The sequence below is a fragment of the Bacillus pumilus genome (assembly GCF_900186955.1).
GTDB lineage: Bacteria > Bacillota > Bacilli > Bacillales > Bacillaceae > Bacillus > Bacillus pumilus.
This window is the reverse complement of record NZ_LT906438.1, coordinates 1,800,933-1,823,120: the sequence shown is the minus strand read 5'-3', so window position 1 is coordinate 1,823,120 and position 22,188 is coordinate 1,800,933. Positions and strand designations below refer to the sequence as shown.

At 41.5% G+C, this 22,188-nt stretch carries 20 protein-coding genes and 4 pseudogenes; 22 read left to right on the top strand and 2 right to left on the bottom strand.

Annotated features, from left to right (window positions below; all coding sequences use genetic code 11):
• Positions 1-9 precede the first annotated feature (9 nt).
• Both CKW02_RS09215 and CKW02_RS09210 read left to right on the top strand, forming a co-directional pair.
• Positions 10-690 carry a Crp/Fnr family transcriptional regulator gene (locus CKW02_RS09215; RefSeq protein WP_003211382.1) on the top strand — a complete coding sequence of 227 codons (681 nt, stop codon included), beginning with the start codon at positions 10-12 and terminating at the stop codon, positions 688-690.
• Between the two features lie 21 nt (positions 691-711).
• Positions 712-1,197, top strand: coding sequence for a DMT family transporter (locus CKW02_RS09210; RefSeq protein WP_003211624.1), 486 nt, complete (start codon positions 712-714; stop codon positions 1,195-1,197).
• A 10-nt stretch (positions 1,198-1,207) separates the two neighbouring features.
• On the opposite strand, the gene CKW02_RS09205 is transcribed toward CKW02_RS09210, so the two are convergent.
• Complete coding sequence (locus tag CKW02_RS09205; RefSeq protein ID WP_034619855.1) at positions 1,208-2,614, bottom strand: phospholipase D-like domain-containing protein; 1,407 nt, start codon at positions 2,612-2,614, stop codon at positions 1,208-1,210.
• 159 nt (positions 2,615-2,773) lie between these two features.
• Here CKW02_RS09205 and CKW02_RS09200 point away from each other — a divergent pair, with 159 nt between their 5' ends.
• The 5 genes from CKW02_RS09200 to CKW02_RS09180 all read left to right on the top strand — a co-directional run bounded on the left by CKW02_RS09200 (position 2,774) and on the right by CKW02_RS09180 (position 7,372).
• Positions 2,774-3,550, top strand: coding sequence for a MurR/RpiR family transcriptional regulator (locus CKW02_RS09200; protein WP_003211946.1), 777 nt, complete (start codon positions 2,774-2,776; stop codon positions 3,548-3,550).
• Positions 3,551-3,680: 130 nt separating this feature from the next.
• A complete protein-coding gene (gene pfkB, locus CKW02_RS09195) occupies positions 3,681-4,595 on the top strand; it encodes a 1-phosphofructokinase (protein WP_003211047.1) in 915 nt (304 codons plus the stop codon).
• A gap of 12 nt (positions 4,596-4,607) precedes the next feature.
• Positions 4,608-6,026 (top strand): PTS fructose transporter subunit IIC, encoded by a 1,419-nt coding sequence (locus CKW02_RS09190; RefSeq protein ID WP_003211208.1) that lies wholly within the window; start codon positions 4,608-4,610, stop codon positions 6,024-6,026.
• A 15-nt stretch (positions 6,027-6,041) separates the two neighbouring features.
• The gene (locus tag CKW02_RS09185) at positions 6,042-6,500 is read left to right on the top strand and encodes a PTS sugar transporter subunit IIA (protein ID WP_003211874.1); all 459 of its coding nucleotides are present in this window, start codon (positions 6,042-6,044) and stop codon (positions 6,498-6,500) included.
• Positions 6,501-6,502: 2 nt separating this feature from the next.
• On the top strand, positions 6,503-7,372 hold the full coding sequence (locus CKW02_RS09180) for a class II fructose-bisphosphate aldolase (RefSeq protein WP_003210866.1): 870 nt from the start codon (positions 6,503-6,505) through the stop codon (positions 7,370-7,372).
• Here CKW02_RS09180 and CKW02_RS09175 read toward each other — a convergent pair.
• Positions 7,366-8,932 (bottom strand): annotated as a pseudogene (locus CKW02_RS09175) (MDR family MFS transporter). The gene CKW02_RS09180 and the pseudogene CKW02_RS09175 overlap by 7 nt on opposite strands.
• 169 nt (positions 8,933-9,101) lie before the next feature.
• Here CKW02_RS09175 and CKW02_RS09170 point away from each other — a divergent pair.
• The 15 genes and pseudogenes from CKW02_RS09170 (at position 9,102) to CKW02_RS09100 (ending at position 22,187) form a co-directional block, all read left to right on the top strand.
• On the top strand, positions 9,102-9,521 hold the full coding sequence (locus CKW02_RS09170; protein WP_050782663.1) for a MarR family winged helix-turn-helix transcriptional regulator: 420 nt from the start codon (positions 9,102-9,104) through the stop codon (positions 9,519-9,521).
• Between the two features lie 293 nt (positions 9,522-9,814).
• Positions 9,815-11,428, top strand: a complete 1,614-nt coding sequence (locus tag CKW02_RS09165) for a T7SS effector LXG polymorphic toxin (RefSeq protein WP_269457877.1) — start codon at positions 9,815-9,817, stop codon at positions 11,426-11,428.
• A 20-nt stretch (positions 11,429-11,448) separates the two neighbouring features.
• Positions 11,449-11,784 (top strand): hypothetical protein, encoded by a 336-nt coding sequence (locus CKW02_RS09160; RefSeq protein WP_003211795.1) that lies wholly within the window; start codon positions 11,449-11,451, stop codon positions 11,782-11,784.
• A 10-nt stretch (positions 11,785-11,794) separates the two neighbouring features.
• Positions 11,795-12,328 (top strand): annotated as a pseudogene (locus tag CKW02_RS09155) (hypothetical protein); the annotation flags it as partial.
• Positions 12,329-12,346: 18 nt separating this feature from the next.
• Positions 12,347-12,691, top strand: a complete 345-nt coding sequence (locus CKW02_RS09150) for a hypothetical protein (RefSeq protein WP_003212179.1) — start codon at positions 12,347-12,349, stop codon at positions 12,689-12,691.
• Positions 12,692-12,788: 97 nt separating this feature from the next.
• Positions 12,789-13,066: pseudogene (locus CKW02_RS20455) on the top strand (contact-dependent growth inhibition system immunity protein); the annotation flags it as partial.
• Between the two features lie 226 nt (positions 13,067-13,292).
• The gene (locus CKW02_RS09140) at positions 13,293-15,272 is read left to right on the top strand and encodes a BglG family transcription antiterminator (protein WP_257736870.1); all 1,980 of its coding nucleotides are present in this window, start codon (positions 13,293-13,295) and stop codon (positions 15,270-15,272) included.
• Positions 15,266-15,415 (top strand): PTS sugar transporter subunit IIA, encoded by a 150-nt coding sequence (locus CKW02_RS20590; RefSeq protein ID WP_257736869.1) that lies wholly within the window; start codon positions 15,266-15,268, stop codon positions 15,413-15,415. The genes CKW02_RS09140 and CKW02_RS20590 overlap by 7 nt, the downstream gene beginning before the upstream one ends.
• Positions 15,416-15,430: 15 nt before the next feature.
• Complete coding sequence (locus CKW02_RS09135; protein WP_003212211.1) at positions 15,431-15,697, top strand: PTS sugar transporter subunit IIB; 267 nt, start codon at positions 15,431-15,433, stop codon at positions 15,695-15,697.
• A gap of 25 nt (positions 15,698-15,722) precedes the next feature.
• Positions 15,723-16,985, top strand: coding sequence for a PTS ascorbate transporter subunit IIC (locus CKW02_RS09130; RefSeq protein WP_065097404.1), 1,263 nt, complete (start codon positions 15,723-15,725; stop codon positions 16,983-16,985).
• 17 nt (positions 16,986-17,002) lie between these two features.
• A complete protein-coding gene (gene alsE, locus CKW02_RS09125) occupies positions 17,003-17,695 on the top strand; it encodes a D-allulose 6-phosphate 3-epimerase (protein WP_003211478.1) in 693 nt (230 codons plus the stop codon).
• Between the two features lie 181 nt (positions 17,696-17,876).
• Entirely contained in the window at positions 17,877-18,917 is a 1,041-nt protein-coding gene (locus tag CKW02_RS09120) for a LacI family DNA-binding transcriptional regulator (RefSeq protein WP_003210944.1), read from the top strand.
• Between the two features lie 219 nt (positions 18,918-19,136).
• On the top strand, positions 19,137-20,393 hold the full coding sequence (locus CKW02_RS09110; protein ID WP_003211543.1) for an ABC transporter substrate-binding protein: 1,257 nt from the start codon (positions 19,137-19,139) through the stop codon (positions 20,391-20,393).
• A 30-nt stretch (positions 20,394-20,423) separates the two neighbouring features.
• A complete protein-coding gene (locus CKW02_RS09105) occupies positions 20,424-21,356 on the top strand; it encodes a carbohydrate ABC transporter permease (RefSeq protein ID WP_095117803.1) in 933 nt (310 codons plus the stop codon).
• Positions 21,356-22,187 (top strand): annotated as a pseudogene (locus CKW02_RS09100) (carbohydrate ABC transporter permease). The gene CKW02_RS09105 and the pseudogene CKW02_RS09100 overlap by 1 nt, the downstream one beginning before the upstream one ends.
• Position 22,188: the final 1 nt, after the last annotated feature.

The following is a 22,188-nucleotide window of genomic DNA, read 5'->3' as shown; positions in this document are numbered from 1 at the left end:
GGGCGTCAGATGGAGGAGCTTCAAGATGAATCTCTTTTTGCCTCATATATGAAGGCACATCAATTAGAAAGTGTCTTTCATCAAAAGCTCATATCACACGTAAGTTTGTGGCGCTATGAGCAAGGGGAGCTCGTTTGTTCAAAAGGGGATAAGAGGGAGTACCTGTACTTGTTAGTGAAAGGAAAATTAAAGATTTTCACGACCACAAAGGAAGGGAAAACCTTTATTCTTAGCTTTAAACATCCCCTTGAAGCGATTGGAGATATCGAATACGTTCAGCAGACGGACATGGTCAATACAGTCGAAGCGGTCACAGAAGTACATATGTTAAGGGTTTCTCATCAAGCGCTCATGCGCCATGCGAAGGATGACCCGCGCATGCTAACCTTTCTGCTAAAAGGGATCACAAACAAATTTTATACAAAATCAAACGATTTGAGTTTCCACCTGTTATATCCTGTGGAGGTCAGGCTTGCAAGCTACTTATTGTCTGTTGTCACAGATGACGACAGCGCGAGCGCCCTTCGTCTCACTGATGCGGCAAGCTTAATCGGTACAAGCTACCGTCATATTAACCGAGTCATTCAGCAATTCTGTGAAAAAGGGCTGATAGAAAGGCAGAGAGGAAAGATTACGATTTGTGATCGCAAAGGGCTCCTAGAAATAGCCGAGCACAACATTTATGAATAGAGGAAATGAAGGGATTTATATATGATCATAGGAATAGTATTAGCCATCACGGCTGGCGCACTCGTCAGCTTACAAACCATTTTTAACAGTAAGGTCAACGAGCACACAGGCTCTTGGTCAACGACAACCCTCGTTCTTGGAATGGGCTTTATTGCTTCACTCCTGATGGGGCTCTTACTAGAGGGGACTGGCATGTTTCGATTAAGACATATGGAAGCATGGTACTGGATCAGCGGGGCCATTGGGGTAGGTGTGGTCATTTGTCTTGTTCAAAGTATCAAACGTCTTGGACCGACTTATGGCATCTCGATTGTCCTCACGTCACAGCTCGGCTGCGCGCTTTTGTTTGATTCGCTTGGCTGGCTTGGGTTAGAAAAAGTAGAATTCTCTTTGACAAAACTATTAGGTGTTATTGTGATTGTAGCTGGGATCTTGGTGTTTAAATTGACCAAATTGGAGTCGGCAGAAACAGATCAATCGCAAGAAAAAGGGCTGCCACAAGAGTAGCTGCCCTACTTTATATCAATCGCCGCCATAAAACCGTTATCGCGGATAATCCATTTAAAAGGAGCCTTTTCATCAAAGGCTTTTTTTTCTGTCCATAAGCGCTCGCATGAAGGACTGTTCGATCTTTAGCTACGAGATAACTGTAGGCGATTTTTCGTTCAATTGCCTGTGTAAGTGATAACGCAAACGGGGCACTGTCAATGACCAAAATTGACTCTGTGTTTAAAAAACTAGACCTCGCATCTAAGTTATATGTCCCAATAATACTCAAGTAATCATCAATCACCATTGATTTCGCATGAATGGAATACGGGCCTTCATATTCATACAAATGAACGCCTGTTTTCATCAGCTCCTTTTTTGTGCTTAAATACCCGGCAAAGGCTAATGGATTTGGCGTCGCCGTAAGTGAATTCGTCACCACGGTCGTCTGGATATCACTAGGTAAGGGAGTGAGTCCGGCTTTCATTGGGCGCGTTGGGATGACATAAGGCGTCTGTATGAGCACAGAACGCTTTGCCCGGTGCGCAAGATCGTTCAGTTTTTTCAGCACAAGTGGTCGCTTATTAAAGCGTTCCACAGGATTTGTGAAAAAGGCAATCTGTTTCACAGAAGTGGTATCTGCTGCCCAGTTAAAGGACGACATCACAAAAGGTTCTTTCGTGCGCATGGCTTCTTGATAGGATCTGAGCAGCTGTTTTCTTAGTTTTAGCCCTTTTTTCGCTTTTGGCTTAGAGAACACATCTTTTGTTCTTTTTGTAAAATCATGATTCCATAGATAAACGAAATATTGCTCCATTTCATCTAATACTTTTCCCTTTTTGGGGTTATAGAGCAGCACATCACGGTCAAAAGCAAAGTCTTTCGGCGGCTGGTCTGCAAAGTATTTATCACCGATATTTCTTCCGCCCATCACAGCCACTCGGCCATCTGCTAGTAGCAGCTTATCGTGTAGCCGATTATGCCATGTCCATGGCTTGAACAAACGAAAGGGCTCATAAAAACGAATCGACATGTTCGGATGATTTGCTACCGCATAGCGCAAATGCTTTAGCGGCCCGCGCAAACTGTGACAGATGCCATCTAACAACAGCTGCACTTTCACACCTCGATCAGCTGCTTCAATTAAAGCACCTAGTATCCATTCGGCTGTTTTTCCCTTTTGAATGGAATAGTAACTGAGGCGGATCACCTTCTTTGCCTCACGAATCATTTGGAGCCTCACCTGACCAGATTCAAACCCGTCGTCAAGAAGCATCACTTGATTTGTCCCCTGATCGTCTCCTGAGATAGAAGAGGCTTTATAAATGCAATGTTCTTTGCATGTTTTTCGAACCGGTAAATAAAACAAGACAAATGCGGTCAAAAATACATAGACGACATAAAGAAGGATGAAATAAAACAAAAGATGAAGCATCATGATCAGCTCCTTTCACACAGACACAACTTTTCCTTAGTGTATGTCAAAAATGAAATTTCACTCATTTTGGCTCTCTAACAAAATACATGACAAAAGAATCATCTTGTTTTTATTGGGCATTTAATTATAGTATGAAATGAGTAAGGGGGAATCGAATTGAATGAACCACTATTTAACATTCCAAGCGAAGTGTATCAAACGCTAAGTGAAACAGAACGTTATTTACTCCATTATATTCACCAGCATTTAGAGGATATCTCCACCTTATCCATCGTCACATTGAGTGAAAGAGCGAATGTGTCGACAGCCACAATTGTCAGACTGATGAAAAAAATTGGCTACAACGGCTATACATCCTTTAAATATCGATTGAAACAAGAAAAGAAAATGACCGATGCAAGTGATCAGCTCAAAAACATTGATGAAGACATTAAACTAGCGATTCGGAAAAATGAAGAAGAGGTTTTAAAGACGATCCAGCTGCAAAGTATTGGGCAAATTGAAGATGCCGTTCAAAAAATACATAATGCGGACAAAATTTATATTTTCGGCAGAGGCTTCTCAGAGATGATTGCCAAAGAAATGACCATCAAATTACAGCTCATCGGAAAAACATGCGAAGTACATGACGATCCGAATATCATTCGGCTGAAATCGAGAGACATCAGTAAAAACGAACTTGCGATCTTTGTTTCATTAAATGGCGAAACAGCGGAGCTCGTTGAAGCGTGTCAAAACCTTAGCATGAAGCAAGTCACGACCATTACCGTCACCACAAGAATAGATTCTACATTAAGCAAAATATCAGATATGACTCTAGTCGGATATAAAGGCGAACAATCTTTCTTCCCAGATTATGAGGTCAGATCGCGCCTGTCTCTTCATGTCATTGCCCGCATTTTACTAGATGCCTACGTGATTCGAATGAAATAACCGATAAAGAAGCCTTCGAGACTTTGATCTAGAAGGCTTTTTATCATGAAAACCTTTACACAATCTGAAAACATTTTCACTCCTGCGTATGAGATACTTTCTTTAGAGAAAAGAAAGAAGGTGAAACCAATTGATTTATACCTGCACCTTAAATCCTGCTATTGACCTATATATTGCATTAAAAGAAATGAAGGCAAATGCAGTCAACCGCACGGAAGATGAAGATTATCAGCCGAACGGCAAGGGAGTCAATGTCTCCATTATGCTAAAGAAATATGGATTCACCAGCACTGCATTAGGATTTATTGCTGGGTTTTCAGGCTCTTATATTGAACAATCCTTAAAGGACCTTTCCATTCAAACCGATTTTATCTCAGTTGAAGGAATTACACGCATTAATGTTTTTATTAATACGACAGAAGAATACAAGCTCGTGAACCAAGGACCTGCGATTGAAGAAAAAGCACTTCACGCCTTTCGTGAAAAAATAGCGGCCATTCCGCAGGGGGACATCCTGATCATGTCAGGCAGCCTGCCAAAGGGCATACCAGCCAGCATTTTTTCAGAAGTAGCAGCTATTTGTCATCAGCACAACGTCAAGTTTATTTTAGACACAAGCTCCGCAGCAGTTCTTGAGACGCTTCAATACAAGCCGTATTTATTAAAACCGAATGAAGAAGAAATCGCTGCTTTTTTCGGCAAAACACAGCCTATGTCAGAAAAAGAACTCATTCAATCAGGAGAAAAGCTCATTGAGATGGGTGCAGAGCAAGTGCTTATTTCCCGCGGGGGAGAAGGGGCTTTGTTCATTACAAAAGACGCCGTCTTAAAAGGAAACGCACCGACAGGCACTGTAGTAAATACAGCTTGCTCTGGAGATGCGATGCTCGCAGCCTTTCTTAGTAAACAGCTTGAAGGACATTCACCTGAAGAGTGCTTACGTTACGGCATTGCAACAGGGGCATCTACTGCATTTTCTAAAGGCTTAAGTGATTTACATGACATTCATTCATTAATTGATCAAGTACACATTGACAAGATATAAGGGGGAATAGACATGAGCCGCAAAAAAATTGTCGCTGCAACTGGCTGTCCAACAGGCATTGCACACACATTTATGGCAGCTGAGGCATTAAAAATAGCTGCTGAGCAACTAGGGGTCGACATCAAAGTCGAAACGCATGGTCAAGTAGGGATTGAAAACGCTTTAACCGATCAAGACATTCTGGAGGCCGATGGGGTCATTGTCGCAGCTGACAAAGATGTAAATACAGATCGTTTTCACGGCAAACCACTGATTGAAGTGCCTGTAGCGAAAGGTATCCGCACGCCAAATGAACTGATCCAAGGCATTATCAATGGAGAAGCTCCCGTTCATCAAGTGAAAGGAAGAGCTACTGGAACAGAAAAAACATCTGCTTCTTCTTCACCAGCTCAACAAAAGTCGGCGAATAAGTGGATACACACCATCTACAAACATTTAATGAACGGTGTATCACACATGCTTCCATTTGTTGTTGGAGGCGGGGTCTTAATTGCTTTATCTTTTCTATTCGGTATTTACTCAGCTGATCCTCAGCATGAAACGTATCATCCGTTTGCAGCCTATTTGAAAAGCATTGGTGGACTCGGCTTTAGCTTAATGGTGCCTATTTTAGCAGCATTTATCGCTGATTCAATCGCCAGACGACCAGGGATGGTTGTCGGATTTATCGGCGGCCTGCTTGCAAACGATGGAGGCGCTGGATTCTTAGGTGGTATTATCGCAGGTTTTGCAGCAGGGTATATCATCGTACTCCTTCAATTCCTGCTTCAAAAATTACCTGCATCACTTGACGGATTAAAATCAATCTTCATCTATCCTGTTATCGGTATTTTCTTAATTGGGGCTGTGATGACACCACTATTAGTTCCAATCACGGGGCTAAATAATTCATTAATGGATTTTCTCTCAGCTGTTCAATCCACGAATCCGCTGCTCTTAGGTTTAATTGTTGGAGCGATGTGTGGATTTGATATGGGAGGACCTTTTAACAAAGCAGCCTATGTCACAGGAACGGCTTTACTTGCAGAAGGTAACCTTTACTTCATGGCAGGTGTGTCAGCAGCATGTATCACACCACCGCTTATCATTGCGATTGCTACAACGATTTTCCGAAAACATTTCACACCGCAGGAACGAAATGCAGGGGCCATCAACTATATTCTAGGAGCGACACATATAACAGAAGGGGCCATCCCATTTGCGGCTAAAAACCCGATCGTTGTCCTGCCAATTATCATGTTTGGCTCCGCCATCTCTGCTATCTTGACGTATCTCTTTGGCGTACAGGTTCCAGCTCCGCATGGCGGGTTCCTTGTCCTTCCAGTCGTCACAGGTGCATTCCAGTGGGTACTATCCATACTGATCGGATCACTTGTAGGTGCCATTCTATACGGACTTTATCGTAAAAAAATAGACAAACCCGCAGTTTAATAGGGAGGAAGAGAAATGATGGAACATATTTATATGAATCTTCATGAAACCGCGTCGTCACAGGCTGGCGTTTTCGCAGCCATTGCTGACATTGCCTACAAAGCAGGTATTTGTACATCACCAGAGGATGTTAAAAAAGGCTTAGCTGAAAGAGAAGCACTGAGTACAACTGGATTTCAAGATGGATTTGCGATTCCGCATACACAAACAGACGCCATCACAAAACCAGCACTCGTGATCGTCCGCACGGAAACAGGCATTGAATGGGACGCTTTTGATGGGAAGCCTTGCTTTTTCTTCTTATCCTTACTGATCCCCAAAAGTGAAGCAGGGACCACTCATCTAAAGGCTCTTTCTGCCCTTTCACGAGGATTAATGGATGAAGCGAAACGACAAAAGCTACTGGAAACAAGAACAAATGAAGAGATGCTAACTGTATTAGAAACAGATATTTTAACGAGAGAGGATGTTTGATCATGCCTTTACTATCCACAACACCGATGCTTGAGACTGCGAAAAAAGAAAAATACGGAATCGTTGCATTCAATGTACATTCCTTTGACAGTATTTATTGGGTGCTCGAAACGGCCGCAGAATTAAAGTCACCTGTCATTTTGCAAACAACGGTTGGAACCGTTCAATCTCTTGGAGCAAAAGCGATTGCAGATACAGTCAAAGCGGCGGCTGATCAATATCAAATCCCAATCGGTCTGCACCTCGATCACTGTACGGATTTTGATGTGATTCTCACCTGTATCAGGGCGGGATATACATCCGTCATGATCGATGCATCGATGCATTCATATGAAGAAAATGTTCGCCGCACAAAAGAAGTGGTGGACCTCGCATTAAAAGTAGGGGTGAACGTTGAAGCAGAATTAGGCAAGGTAGGCGGCGTCGAAGATGATATCGTCGTCGATGAAAAGGATGCTGAAAAAGCCATTCCATCAGAATGCCGTCAATTTGTAGAAGAAACTGGGGTACCTACTTTAGCACCTGCAATTGGTACCGCACATGGCATTTATAAAGGGGTTCCGGATATTGACTTTGACCGCATTGAACAAATTGCATCACTGGTCGATGTTCCCCTTGTACTGCACGGCGGTTCCGCTGTACCAGATGAAGACGTCAGACGATGTGTGGCACTTGGTATGGCAAAGGTCAATGTCTCAACTGAATTAAAAAATGCGTACTCTGAAGCCATCCGTGATCATTTCTCAAACGAACCGGAAAGCTTAGATCCACGTATGTATTTACAAAAAGCAAAACAAGCAGCAAAAGATATGGTCACATCGAAAATACGGATCGTTGGCAGTGAGGGCAAAGCCCATCCTCTATATCAGTGAAACAAAAAAGCAGAGCCGCTTAAGCTCTGCTTTTTCACATTATTCGCTTTCTTTCATTTCATTTGATGTGCGTACCCGTGCATTTCCCATAAACAGGACCGTAATCGCTGCAAGGGCAATAGGAAATAACGCAATCAAAAATACGTACGTGATACTTTGTGACATCGCATCGATGACTTTATTTAAAATATCAGGCGGAATTTGTGAACGGGCACCTTCTTGGAAAATGGCCTGTGGATCGCCTATTTGAGAAGGGGCTCCTTTCATTCCGCTAAAGGCATCTGCTAAGCGATTCGATAGGACATTGGTTTGAATCGTCCCAAAAATCGTGACACCAAGTGTCATCCCAAGTGATCTCATAAATGAATTGGTCGAGTTTGCACTGCCTCGGTAACGAGGGGCAAGATCATTCATTGAAGCTGACGGCAGAAGGGAGAAGCTGAAGCCGACACCAAAGCCTGATATCATCATAAAGATTGTGAGCCACAGTCTAGCTGTATCTGGTGACATATTGGCAAGCAGCAGCATCCCCGCGAAAAATGAAATGACAGAGATCGCCATAAGACGTCTGAAAGGCACTTTCGTCTGCATCGTTCCGCCAATCATACTGCCAATGACAGACCCTATCATCATCGGTGTTAAAATGAATCCTGCACTTGTCGCTGATTCACCGTACACCGCCTGGACGAAAATAGGAATGAAGACGGCAAGAATAATAAATGTTCCGCCATATAAAAACGCCAAAATTTGAGATGTCGCAAATAAACGATTTTTAAACATCCAAAATGAAATAATCGGTTCCTCCGCTTTACGCTCAACAATAAAGAAGATGGTACCAAACACAACAAACACGGCAAAAAGTGTGAGGATTTGCACTGAATCCCACGCATAGGATTTACCGCCAAGCTCAAGAGCGAACATCAAGCTGACAACCGCCACGACAAGTGTAATAGCACCTGACCAGTCAATTTTCTGCTTGCGATGTTCTAGGGATTCATGATAGTATCTGGCGATCAAGAACACACTAACAATACCAATTGGCACGTTAATATAGAAAACCCAATGCCAGCCGATTGAATCTGTGATAATAGCTCCTAATAGTGGTCCTAGTACACTCGATAAACCAAACACTGCACCAAACATACCGGACATTTTCCCGCGTTTTTCAGGCGGGAAGATATCAAAGATGATCGTAAACGCGATCGGAAGAAGGGCACCGCCTCCAAGCCCTTGAATGGCTCGGTAAATGATGAGCTGATCCATCGTTTGTGCGATACCGCACAGCGCAGATCCAATTAAAAAGAAAATAAGTCCAAACAGAAAAAAACGCTTTCGACCATACATATCAGAAAGCTTTCCGTAAATCGGCATTCCAGCCATTACTGCCACCATATAAGAAGCCGTCACCCAAGCAAATTTATCAAAACTGCCCAAATCTGCTACGATGCTTCCCATTGCTGTTGCAACAATGGTATTGTCCATCGCCGCCATAAAAATTCCTAACAGCAAACCGATGACAACTAAGCGAGTGGATGCCTTGCCTTTATCCACATGATTCATTCATTTACCTCCTGCTTACGTTCTCTCCTTATTTTTGCTATGATCAACTTAAATATAAAGGAAGAGAACATTTATCTTGATGATCAAGATAAATTGATTTTAAAGGGAGGAGAACAAGTTGTCAATAAAGAACGACGCAGAAGACAGAGCAGACCTGATCATCCATACAATGAGGCGCCTCGCCACACGAACGGTTTTATTCCACCAAGCGGCCGCACAATCGCTTGGTCTTTTCCCAACAGACCTCAAATCAGCCGATTTATTAAACGAACTCGGGCCGCTCACAGCAGGAGAATTAAGTGAAAAAACAGGTCTTAGCTCAGGTGCGGTCACAGCTCTGATTGACCGCCTTGAAAAAGCAGGCTACGTCAAAAGAGAAAAGGACCCAAAGGACAAACGAAGAGTCATCATCGTTCCATTAACGGCAGGGAAATCACAAGTAAAAGAACTCTTCCAATCCTTATCGGCATCAACAAAACAGCTTACAAACGAATACAAACGAGAAGAATTAGACTTAATCATTCAATTTATTACCGAAGCAGCAGATATTATGGACCAAGAGCTGGAATTGCTTAAGTCTAAGTTGTAAGAGAGCACACTGTTGCGGGTGTGATTTTTCTATGAGCTGTTCAAATAAGGTAGCGAGGATTATAATTGGCTCAATTAGTGGTCTCTTCTTACCATGGAATTGCTCTATAACCTTGTTTACAATGATTTAAAAATCGCGTCTTAATGATTACTGACGATAGCGGAGCTAAAGCGTTCTAATAAAACACGGTTCATTACATATTAAGTACTTTTTTGTATCTTTATTCCTATTTAATGACAAACTTTGTGTTGGTAAAATTGACCTTGTCAATGAATAGGAAGGAGTGAATTCTTCTGGGGAAGATACTTGATGCAAAAGCACTAACAATTGCCATGGATGCAAGGGCAAAACACTACCAGGAACTCCGTGAACAAATGGTAGATTTAAAAAAGGCACTTCAAGGCGTGGCTAACCTCGGTGATGATTTCACTGGAAAAGGTGCCGATAACATTAAAAGCTTTTATAAAGAACTGGCTGGAAATGTAGATATGTTTATCAGCTTCATTGATAAGCAAAAAGCCTTTCATGAAGGTGTTTCTGGGACACTAGATGATACAAACTTTGGCGGCGACACCTTTGTAGAAGAACACTTTTTAGACAACGCTGTACATATGGGCATCAAAAATGCCAAAAGCATTGTGAAGGATCAAAAAAAGGCGCTTAAAACGATTTTTCAAGACATCGACGACCTCATTTCTCTAGAAGTATTTGATAGTCAAACCTTTGATGAAAAAATTGCAGATACGGAAGACGAGCGAAAAAAGACAGTGAAAGACCTAAGAGAGCTTGATCAAAATTTAAAAGATGAATATGCTTTGTCAGAAACGGAGCAGCAAGCTACAATGGCATTGTACGCTGAAATGATCAATGCTACAAATGACGGAAAAGCAATTTCTCCGATGAATTTTGACAAGAAAGCGTATCAAAATAGCGAAATCTACAAGGCAAAAAGCGATATTGAGAAGCAAACATCTGAATATCTCAAAATCAAAAAAGAACAAGAAGAAGCCCGTGAGATCGCAAAAGAACAAGAAGCCCTCGCCAACCGCCCTTGGTATGAAAAAGCACTCGATTATGGCGGAAATATCGTCAATGAATTGACAGGTGTGAACGATGCAAAACGTGCCGCAACAGGTGTTGACCCGATCACAGGTGAAGAGCTCACCGCAGGTCAGCGCGTCGCCGCAGGCGGCATGGCAGCAGCGGGTTATATCCCAATCGTCGGATGGACAGGACGCATTTTCAAAGGCGGGAAAGCTGTTTATAAAACCACCCAAGCCACATCAGCCGCAGTCAGAGCAGTCGACATTTACAAGACATCGCAAAAGTCTTTTGACGCCTTAAAAACATCTCAAAAAGGCTTATATGGCCTCACCGCCACCAACGGTTTCAGTGAAGCAATTACAGGTAGAGACATGTTTGGGAATAAGGTCTCGAAAGAACAGCAGGAAGCGAGTATGAATGCGGCGCTGGGAATGCTTTTGCCGTTTGGAGCGAAAGGGTTTCATGGGAAGATGGGGGTTAAGGATGCTGAAAAATATAATACCCATACAATGAAACACATTTATCATGGTGAAATTAACAAAAGAGGAAAAGCAGTTGGTTATCACCATGAAAGTATGCAGGGTGGAAAGGTTATTCCAGGAAGTGAAAGTCTACCAGATAAACACGGTATTTATAGAGCTAAAGTTGAAATTGATGGAGTTGAAAAAGTAGCTAAATCAAGTTTCTTTCCTAAGGAATGGAACCGCGTTGATGTGTTAAAAGCTATTGATGAAGCTTACCAAAATAAACAACAGATAGGTCCTAATAAATTTAAAGGTGTAACATCATCAGGAATTAAAATAGAGATGTATCTGAAAAAAGATGGATCAATAGCTACAGCGTATCCATTATATAAAAAATAATATGAAGGTGATTAGCTTATATGAGATATTCATATGAATTTAAGGAAGACAAATTTGGAGATTTAGCAATTATACTACCAGAAGAAATAAGTATTTTCTCAGATTTTATACAAGATATTTCAACAGAAGAAGAAGTGGATGAGTATATAGGATATATTCAAAATGTGATAGATGGAGTATACGAAAACTTTGAAATTACATTGAATGCTACCAGTGTAAATATCAAAAAAGATGAGACAGTAGTTGAACATCATTATAGGATTGAAGAACCCTTTGAAAATAAAATTGAAACGAAGGAGTTCATAGAACTGTTGTTAATTTGGAGAGAGAAAATACCAGAAATATTCAAAGATTAAACATTACTGTCGAGACATGTTTGGAAATAAGATCTCGAAAGAACAGCAGGAAGCGAGTATGAATGCGGCGCTGGGAATGCTTTTGCCGTTTGGGACGAAAGGGTTTCATGGGAAGATGGGACTAACTCCAAACATCTCGAAGAGACACGACAAAATAGTTCATAATCACTACTACAGTAGAAAAGACTTTAGAACTCAAATCAACAATGCTACCTTTACAGAACATGGTTTTAAACATTTAAAAGCAAAAACAACTGAACAAGCTAAGCTATTTAGCGAAACAGGACGAAAGCAGGCACAGTATTTGCCTAATATAAAAAATAAAGTTATTGAGAAAGAAGCATTAAAAAAAGGGTTCATTGTAGAAAACGAGAAAGGTGCAGTATATTTTATTTATAATACTGGTCGTCCAGTTGGTTTTGATTTAGGAGTCGAAACGTCTTGGGTTAGAGCGGAACTAACTTCAAGTGGAGTTTTTCATGGTCATCCAATAGCAGGTAATCGATTACAAGAGTATTTAAAAATAGCTAAACCAAGATCATAAGGAGCGTAAGTATTTAAAATGAAAATTGAGAAAGAACTTCCTAAATATAAACTTCAGCCACTTAGAATACCTTCAGGCTGGGAAATTAGTTACAATTCTTTAACAGAGTTAGATCCGGCATTACTCAATAAAGATGAACATGATAAATGGCTAAATTTCACAGAAGATTTATTGCAAATCAAGAATAGTAAGAAAAATATACTGCTAGATGTTGGATGGTATCCGGAAGCTGATCCGGAAGGGGTTTATGGTTTGGATGTAGTAGAAGACTTTAATTGGGAAAATCCAGTCACATCATTTGAAACGAATCAAAAAGGCGAATTAATAGAAAAAGTCGAGTTTCTATTGTGGCAACTGAGTTAACAATAAATAGAATAACCATCACCACTAATGGAATCAAGGTTTCACTTGTCTAATATAATTGGTGATTTTAATTATAATACATTGTAGAGATGATTCAATGAATGAGAGCTACAGTTATTTAGAGGAGTTAGAAGATTTTTTAGGTGGGACATTTCATCAGGATATTCATTCACAAGAAGAAGCGTTAAATGAGTTTATTCATTTAGCTAGCGAAGAATGTCTGCTGTCTACTATAAAGGATTGTCAGGATTTTTGAATAGTACTTTAAATTTACAGGAAAAAGAATGCTTTATCGTTAATAATGTAGAAATCTATTTTCCAGAGATCTCATTAAACCCGCTACAGTGGCTTAATAAAATAATAGAGAAAATGAAAAGAAGAAGTGAAAATGAAGTAATAAAAGGTACTCAAAATTTTTCACAACCTAACCTCATTACAAAGGTTTTCTATTACATAAAAGAAGACCAAAGGATAAATTTAGCCTTTTTATACAAGTCTAAAAGCACATTCAAGCGGGTGTGCTTTTTCTTATAGCAAAAGAACATCCAAAAAGCTGCACAGCATTTGCTGAAGACATTTGGGCTTCTTTGATGCATGTGAGTTGATTAGACTTATAACCAAAGGGAAGAAGGGAAGAAGGGAGGAATTCGAACTGCACTTAACCAAAAGGGGCACGACTTTATTATCGATGCTGCTTCACACAACCTCTTATCTATCAATTGAAGATTTACAGAATCGACTGAATGTCTCTACTCGAACCGTCTACTCTGAAATCAAACGAATGAATAGCTGGCTGAAAACTCATGAGCTTAGTGGCGTTCAGCGAAAAGATCAACTTGGCTACTACTTACACACACATGAAAAAGAAGTCATTATTCAAAAAGCTGACACCATTCTTGTCGGTCACGATTATGAACCATGTGTAAAGGAAAGAAGGGCGATCCTGCTCTTATCCATTGCATGCAATGAGAAATATCTAAAAATAGATGATTTGATGAAGCTCACCAAAGTGAGCAGAAATACATTGCTTGAAGATATGAAACAGCTAAAAGAAGCACTTTCAAAGCAGCAGCTCACGCTTCACTATCAGGCAGCCTGTGGCTATTTGATTTCAGGAAAAGAAAGAGCGATTCGATTGGCGCTGAAACCTTATATTCATTCCATTCGCACCATGATAAAAAACGAAAAAACGTTTCCATCTTTTTGGTTAAAGGGGCCTATTTCATATAACAAGTTAAAGCATCTCCTCCAGCAGTCAGAACAAGAGCTTAAGCTCGAGTTTGCAGATGACATGCTGGATCAGCTGTCTTTGGATCTCTTTTTCTACTTTAAGCGGGTGAAGCTAGGACGTGCTGTACACCTTTCAAACGAAGAAAAGCGTACATTGCAGGAAACAGATGAATGCTTGGCGGCTATTCGTTTCATGGCACGAATTCAAAGAGAAACTGGCCTTCAAGTTCATGATGATGAAATCTATTTTCTTAGCACTCTATGGCTCAGCGCAAAGAAACAAAAGCTTCCATCAAGTCAAAAGCCAGAAGAGCATCTCATTCGCACCATTGCCAGACAAATGATTTTTGATTTTCAGCGGTATGCTTGTATCTCCTTTCAAGAGTACGAAGCCTTGGAGCAAAACTTAACCATGCATCTCATCCCAGCCTATTACAGACTCATCTATCACATTGATATCAGCAATGAATTAACAGAATCTATTAAAAAAACACAGCCAGAAGTGTTTGACATCACTCAAAAGGTCGTATGCCATTTAGAAAAGGCGACCTGCTCAAAGATAAGTGATCATGAAATTGCTTACGTGGCGATGCATTTTGGTGGTTGGATGAGAAGAGAAGGAATTTCGCCAATTGTGCGGCGTTCTGTATACATTGTTTGCGGCGAAGGAATTGGCACAAGTCATATGCTAAAAACACAGCTTATCGAATTAATCGGTTACATCGAAGTTCGTGATCTATTATCAAAGCGATCATATGAAGAAATGTCATCCATTGATGTCGACTTTGTTGTGTCAACAACACCTATTTCGTTTAAAGGAAAGCCCGTTCATCTCGTTCATCCCATCCTTACTGCCTATGAGAAAAAAACCTTACTTCAATATGGAGAAGGTGAAGTAACCAGGTTTGATGAGAAAAATGTGAACGTTTTATTCAAGATCATTCAACAGCACACCATCGTACAAAATGAAAAAGCACTGCTTCGTGATCTTAAAGAGCTACTTCATCCCGCATATGTATCCCATCAGAAAGGGTGGAAACCAGTGTTAAACGATTTATTAACAGAAAAAACCATTCAACTCCAACAAACAGCAGAAACGTGGCAAGAGGCCATCACAAAAGCAGCGCAGCCTTTACTCGATCAAAATGCCATTCAGAAAGGTTATGTGGAGGCCATGATTCAGTCCGTTGATCAAAATGGACCTTATATTGTGATTGCACCACAAGTAGCCATTCCACATGCTAGACCAGAGGACGGCGTGAACGAATTAAGCATGTCACTCATGTCATTCGAACGGCCCGTCTTTTTCTCTAAGGATGAAAAAAACAGGTTCGTCTCATCATCGTGCTAGCAGCCATTGACAGTATGACCCACTTGAAAGCACTCAAACAACTGACCATGCTGTTAAGTGATGAAAAACGGAGGGAACAACTGGTTGAAGCAAATGAATTAGCATCGGTGCAAAAACTAATTGATCAATTTTCACAACGATAAAGGAGGAAAAAGAGAATGAAAAAAATTCTTGTTGTGTGCGGAAACGGATTAGGAAGCAGCTTTATCGTAGAAATGAATGTCAAAAAAGCATTAGAAGAGTTAGGACTTGTAGCTGAAGTGGACCATACCGATCTCAGCACAAGTAAAAATGAACTGGCTGATCTATATATCGGAGCAACAGACATTATCGATCAGCTGGATGACGGCACAAGAAAGATCGCTGGGTTAAATAACTTGTTAGACCAGGAAGCCATTAAAGACGTCCTTCGTAAACACATTTAAGCCACGAAAAAGGGGGATTCACATCATGATAGAACTGATCATGAACGATATATTGGGCACACCAGCCATTCTCATCGGGTTGTTTGCACTGGCCGGTTTACTTTTGCAGAAAAAATCAGCCGCAGATACCGTGTCAGGCACCTTGAAAACAACGATGGGTTTTTTAATATTAGGAGCGGGCGCCACAGTCGTATCTGATTCACTTGGAGTTTTTCGAAAAATGTTTGAAGCAGCATTTCACATTCAAGGGGTTGTCCCAAATACAGATGCCATGGCGGCCATTGCTCAAAAGGAATTCGGGACACAGACGGCTCTCATAATGATTTTTGGCATGCTGGTCAATTTATTATTGGCAAAATTCACGCCCTTTAAATACGTCTTTTTAACAGGACACCATACCTTGTATATGGCTGCAATGCTCGCAGTCGTTCTCTCGACAGCTGGAATGCAAGGAGCGTTTCTTGTCACCACCGGTTCGATTATATTAGGGACAGCTATGGTCATTGCACCCGCTATTCTTCAGCCATTCACAAGGAAAGTCACTGGAAGCGATGATCTCGCGCTTGGACACTTCAGTACTTTCGGTTATTTTACAGCGGGAATGATCGGGAAATGGATCGGTCGTCCGGAGAGATCTACAGAAACCATTCAAGTGCCTAAATCACTCGGCTTTCTACGAGATACATCTGTGGCCATTTCAATCACGATGGCTTTGCTGTTCTTTGCGATTGCACCATTTGCTGGGATTCCCTTTATAGAACAAATGAGTGGGGGCACGAACTTCGCTGTCTTCATTCTCATTCAGGCTATAACCTTTGCTGCTGGTGTGTACATTATTTTAGCCGGGGTGCGGATGGCAATCGGTGAAATCGTGCCTGCTTTCAAAGGGATTGCCGATCGTTTTGTGAAAGGGGCAAAACCGGCACTTGACGCACCAACCGTTTTTCCATTTGCTCCAAATGCAGTCATTATCGGTTTTTTATGCAGCTTTGCAGGAGGCATCGTATCCATTTTTCTTTTACCTTTGTTTGGTTTAACTGTCATTGTTCCTGGTCTTGTCCCGCACTTTTTTTGCGGCGCTACAGCAGGAGTGTATGGCAATGCAACAGGAGGCGTGAGAGGGGCTGTCGCTGGGGCATTTGCGAATGGGTTGCTTCTTTCTTTTTTACCTGCTTGTTTATTACCTGTGTTAGGAACCCTTGGTTTTGAAGGGACAACTTTTGGAGATACAGACTTTGGTATCATCGGAATCTTGATTGGATTGATCAAGCTTTTATTTCAACTGTAAAAAGGAGGAATCTGGGAATGACAGCCATTTTTTCACCTTCACTGATGTGCATGGATTTAACGCATTTCCGCGAACATATTCATATTCTCAACACAAGAGCAGATCGATATCATGTCGACGTCATGGATGGTCATTACGTGAAAAATATCACCTTATCACCCTTTTTCATAGAACAGCTCCGAAAACTGACAGATAGACCAATTGATGTGCATCTTATGGCAGAATACCCCCAAGAATTTTTAATCGATGCCTGCATTGATGCAGGCGCAAGCATGATCTGCTTACACCCAGAGGTCGTGCAAAGAGACGTTTTTAGAATTATTCGGCATATCCATCAAAGAAACTGCGAGGTCGGCTTTGTCTTAAACCCCGCCACACCAATTGCAGCGTTAGATTCCTATCTACATTTAATAGACCGGGTGACGATCATGACGATTGATCCAGGCTTTGCAGGTCAGCCTTTTATTAAAGAAATGCTTCAGAAAATGAAACAGGTGAAAGATGTAAAAGAGAAGGGAGGCTACTCGTTTTCAATTGAAGTAGACGGCTCCTGTAATGAGAGCACGTTCCGGCTGCTTGCTGAGGCTGGAAACGAGATCTATATTATCGGCAACTCAGGTTTATTTGGACTTCACCATCAACTTGATACAGCTTGGGAGACAATGAAGCAATTGTTTTCAAAAGAAACAGCCTCAATTGAATCATGTTAGTAAAAGAGGATGAAACCCATCCTCTTTTTTACGCAACTTTACTAAAATCTCACATCTAAACAAAACATACTCAAAAACAAAATAAAAAATCACAAATTCACACTTGAAAGCGCTTTATCAACATGTTATCCTTCAAATATCTTTAGTAAATATTTAGTCAAAAACCAAGAGGAGTTTGCCTATGACCACACTCAAAGATATTGCTCATGATGCAAAAGTGTCCGTTTCTACTGTATCCCGTGTGTTAAATGGCGATCAAACCCTTGCCGTTTCGCACGCAACAAGACAAAACATCCTCGACATTGCAAAGAAGTTAAACTATACCCCAGTGAGAGCAAGAAAAGCCGATCAAGCAGAGGAAAAAAGCCCATCTGAATCCCCAGTCATCGGTATCGTTGTCGCTCAATCCATTGACGAAGAATTAAATGACCCCTTTTTTTCATCGATTCGAAAAGGAATTGAAAAAGAATATGCCAAACAAGGGCTCTCCACCCTCCATACCTTTCGCCTGAGAAGCATGGATAAAGGGGCGATGCTAAAGGATATTGACGGTTTGATCGTCATTGGACGAATTAGCCCTGATACGGTGGAAAAAATGACAAATCGAATGGAACACATTGTTTTTATCAATCATTATGCAGATGAGGATTTATATGATTGTGTACATGTCGATTTTGTCAGAGCGGCAGATCGAGCGATTCGCCATCTGCAATCGCTTGGCTATACACATCTAGGCTATCTTGGCGGAAAGGAGCGAGAGCATTATTTCGAAGGGAATGCTGTGATTGAGGACGAAAGACAAACGACGTTTATGAAAAGAATGCAAGAAGCAGGTGGTCTTCATCTGGATGACATCCATATCGGGGAATACTCCATGCAAGAAGGCTATACGCTCATGCAGCAGGCCATTAAAAAAGGAAACCTGCCACAAGCCTTTTTTATCGGAAGTGATTCAATGGCGATCGGTGCAATGCGCGCGCTCAACGAAGCCGGTCTACGCGTACCTTCAAATGTATCCATCGTTGGGTTTAATGACATTGAAGCGGCTTCATTTTCAAGCCCGCCGCTTACAACCGTCAAAGTATATACAGAAGAAATGGGGGAAGTCAGTTTGAAGCTTTTGCTTGAGAGAATAAACGGCAGAAAGCTTCCTCTAAAAGTCGTCGTGCCAACAAAACTCATCGAAAGAGGCAGCACATGCCTCATCCATGAAAGGGGGTGAACCCACGATTTCAGCAAACAAAAAAAGAGACAAAAAAGCAGAAAGCAAGCTGCTTCGCATGATGGCCAGATCATGCGAAGAACAAGGCAGCCTACCGGTATGCTCTCTTATCTCTTTGAAAAGAATAGAATTCCAGTATAATGGACTTCTTTTGTTTCCGCAACTGCATGAATTCTACCGATTATCGTCTGAATTTTCAGTGATTAAAAGGAGGAAACCATGAATAAAAAAATCATGCTACTCACTGCGGCCTTTATCTTGACCATTCTTTTGTCTGCTTGTAGCAATAGCGGAACGTCCGAAGCAAACGGAAAGGTCACCCTAACTCTCTTTTCGACGATGAGCAACAGCGGGGAAAGAAAAGCGTTTGAAGAAGTGATTCGTGAGTTTGAAAAAGAGCATCCACATCTTCGAATCGATGCCAACTTCCCAGGCAACAGCTATGAAGATACGATCCGTGTCAAAATGGGAGCAAATGATATGCCGGATCTGTTTGACACACACGGCTGGGCCAAACTGCGCTACAGCGAGTATGTCGCTGATCTAAAAGAAATGGATTGGGTGAAACAGCTTGATCCTTCACTCGATCAAATTTTAAAGGACCAAGATGGAAAAGTATACGCGTATCCGCTGAATCAAGCAAAAGACGGGCTTAGCTTTAATGCCAATCTATTAAAGGACTATGACATTGAAATCCCTAGAACACTTGATGAGCTAAAATCCGCTTTGCTGACAGTGAAGGAAAAGAGCAAAGGAGAGGTTGTGCCGCTCTGGATACCAGGAGGAGACAACTCAAATATCGCCCAAGTCTTTGATGAACTCGCCACACCTTTATTGATCACCAGTCCAAACCATCGATACGGAAAAGACCTTGAAAACGGATCATTTGATTGGTCTCTCTATACACCGCTTGCACAGTTCATGAAGGAACTGAAGGATCAAGACCTTTTAAACAAAGATGTCCTCACAGCAAAACTCACTCAAGCACCTGAACTAATGGCACAAAACAAGATAGCCTTCACCTTTGTCGGAGGTTCTTTAGGACCTGAAGCGTCTAAACTCAATCCATCGATCAAAGTCGGCACGATGCCAGTTCCATCTATTCATGAAGGAGATAAGCAAAGCTGGATTGGAGGAGAACGGTTTACGGTCGCTGCCTGGAAAGACTCCAAACATTTAAAAGAAGCAAAACAATTCATCGATTTTCTCACAAAGCCTGAAAATGCGAAAAAGATCGCAGAAGGCACCTCCTCTGAAGCAGCCTTAAAGCAAGTAAAAGCGAAAAACGATTACTCTACGTTTTACGATCAATACGAAAAGGTTAAGATTGAACCTTACTTCGATCGAAAATACTTACCAAGCGGCATGTGGGCTGTCATGGCAACGACGGGTCAAGAATTATTAGCAGGCTCCATCACACCAGAACAGTTATCGAAGAAGATGGAAGAGGAATATAAGCGTCTGAAAAAACAATAGCAGGCTCATGCTGAAACAGGAGTGAATCCAATGAATGACATCACAAAAGCACAGCAGCCAGCCGCATTCACCTCTTTACCAAAGCAGAAAATGAAAAAAAGCCAGAATTCATCCCTTTGGTGGATGTACTTGCCAGCTGTTCTCATTGTCAGTACCTTTATCATTTATCCTTTTTTGAACGGCATTCAGCTATCTTTTACGAATTGGAATGGATTCTCACAAACTTATGAATGGATTGGGCTTGATCAATATAAGCGTCTGGTTCAGGACCCAACGACATGGCTTGTTGTTAAAAATACACTTCTATACGGAATCGGTAGCACCATCTTACAAAATATCATCGGACTTGGATATGCTCTTTTATTAAATCAAAGCTTAAAGATGAGAGCGATCACAAGAACAGTCATCTATTTACCTGTCATGATTAGTCCGATTGCGATGGGCTATATTTGGTATTTCGTGTTTGCTTACCAAGGCGGTGCCTTAAACGATGTGGTGACGCTTTTTGGATTTGATCAATTGAATGCGCTTGGCAATCCGCAATTAAACACTTGGATCATTGTGCTCGTCAACACCTATCAATTCGTTGGGATTGCGATGATCATTTATTTAGCAGGACTGCAAAGTATTCCTAAGGATTATTATGAAGCGGCACAATTAGACGGTGCATCCAGCCTCCAGCAATTTAGGCGAATTACATTGCCTCTCCTTATACCGTCTATCACCATTAATGTTGTGCTAAATGTCATTGGCGGGCTCAAGCTCTTTGATGTCATTGTGGCGCTCACTGGCGGCGGACCGGGAGATTCCTCACAATCGATGTCGACCTTTATGTATGATCTGTATTTCAAACGTCAGGATGCAGGCTATGCAGCAACTCAAGGGGTCTTCATGGCGGTCATCATCCTTGTCATTAGTATCGCAGCGCTGATGTATTTCAAACGAAAGGAGACCGAGGTGTGATGGAAAATGCCTTTAAACGTAAGAAGAGATGGTACACCTTCCTCGCCCTTTTGGTGACATTGCTTCATCTCATTCCATTTTATATCTTGGTAACGACATCATTAAAGGGGATAGGAGATTTCAGTTCAAAATGGCTGTTTCCAAAAGCGCTTCATCTTGAAAACTTTCGCACGGCATGGACAGAGGCTCAGCTTGGCCAATCCTTTTTGAATACCGTGATCATTACGTTCAGCTCTGCTGTATGCCTCATCTTTCTTGGCTCTCTTGCAGCCTATCCGCTCGCAAGAAGAAGCACAAAGCTAAATAAAGCAGTTTATGTTTTATTCATCGCCATTATGGTCATTCCACCACTCACAGCCCTTGTCCCGCTCTATAAATTGGTCGTTCAAATTGGGATGATGAACACCTATCAAATCGCTATTTTAAATAATGTCGCTGCTTTTTTTGCCGCTAACGATTTTCTTATACGCAGGCTTTATCCGGTCAACCATTCCAAAGGAGCTTGAAGAAGCAGCCCGTATTGATGGAGCTGGGACACTTAGAGTTTTTTTCACCGTCGTTTTTCCGCTTCTGAAACCCATTACCGCTTCTGTTTTAATCATTGCCTGTGTGTATATTTGGAACGACTATCAATTTGCCATCTTCTTTTTGCAAGATAAAGAGATGCACACACTCACAGTCGCCTTATCCCATTTTTTTGGTCAAAATCAACATCAGCTTCAGCTCGTTGGTGCTGCTGCGCTCATTGCAATGCTGCCGATGGTGACGATGTTTTTACTGTTGCAAAAATATTTTATCGCAGGGCTTTCACAAGGCTCTGTCAAAGGATAGT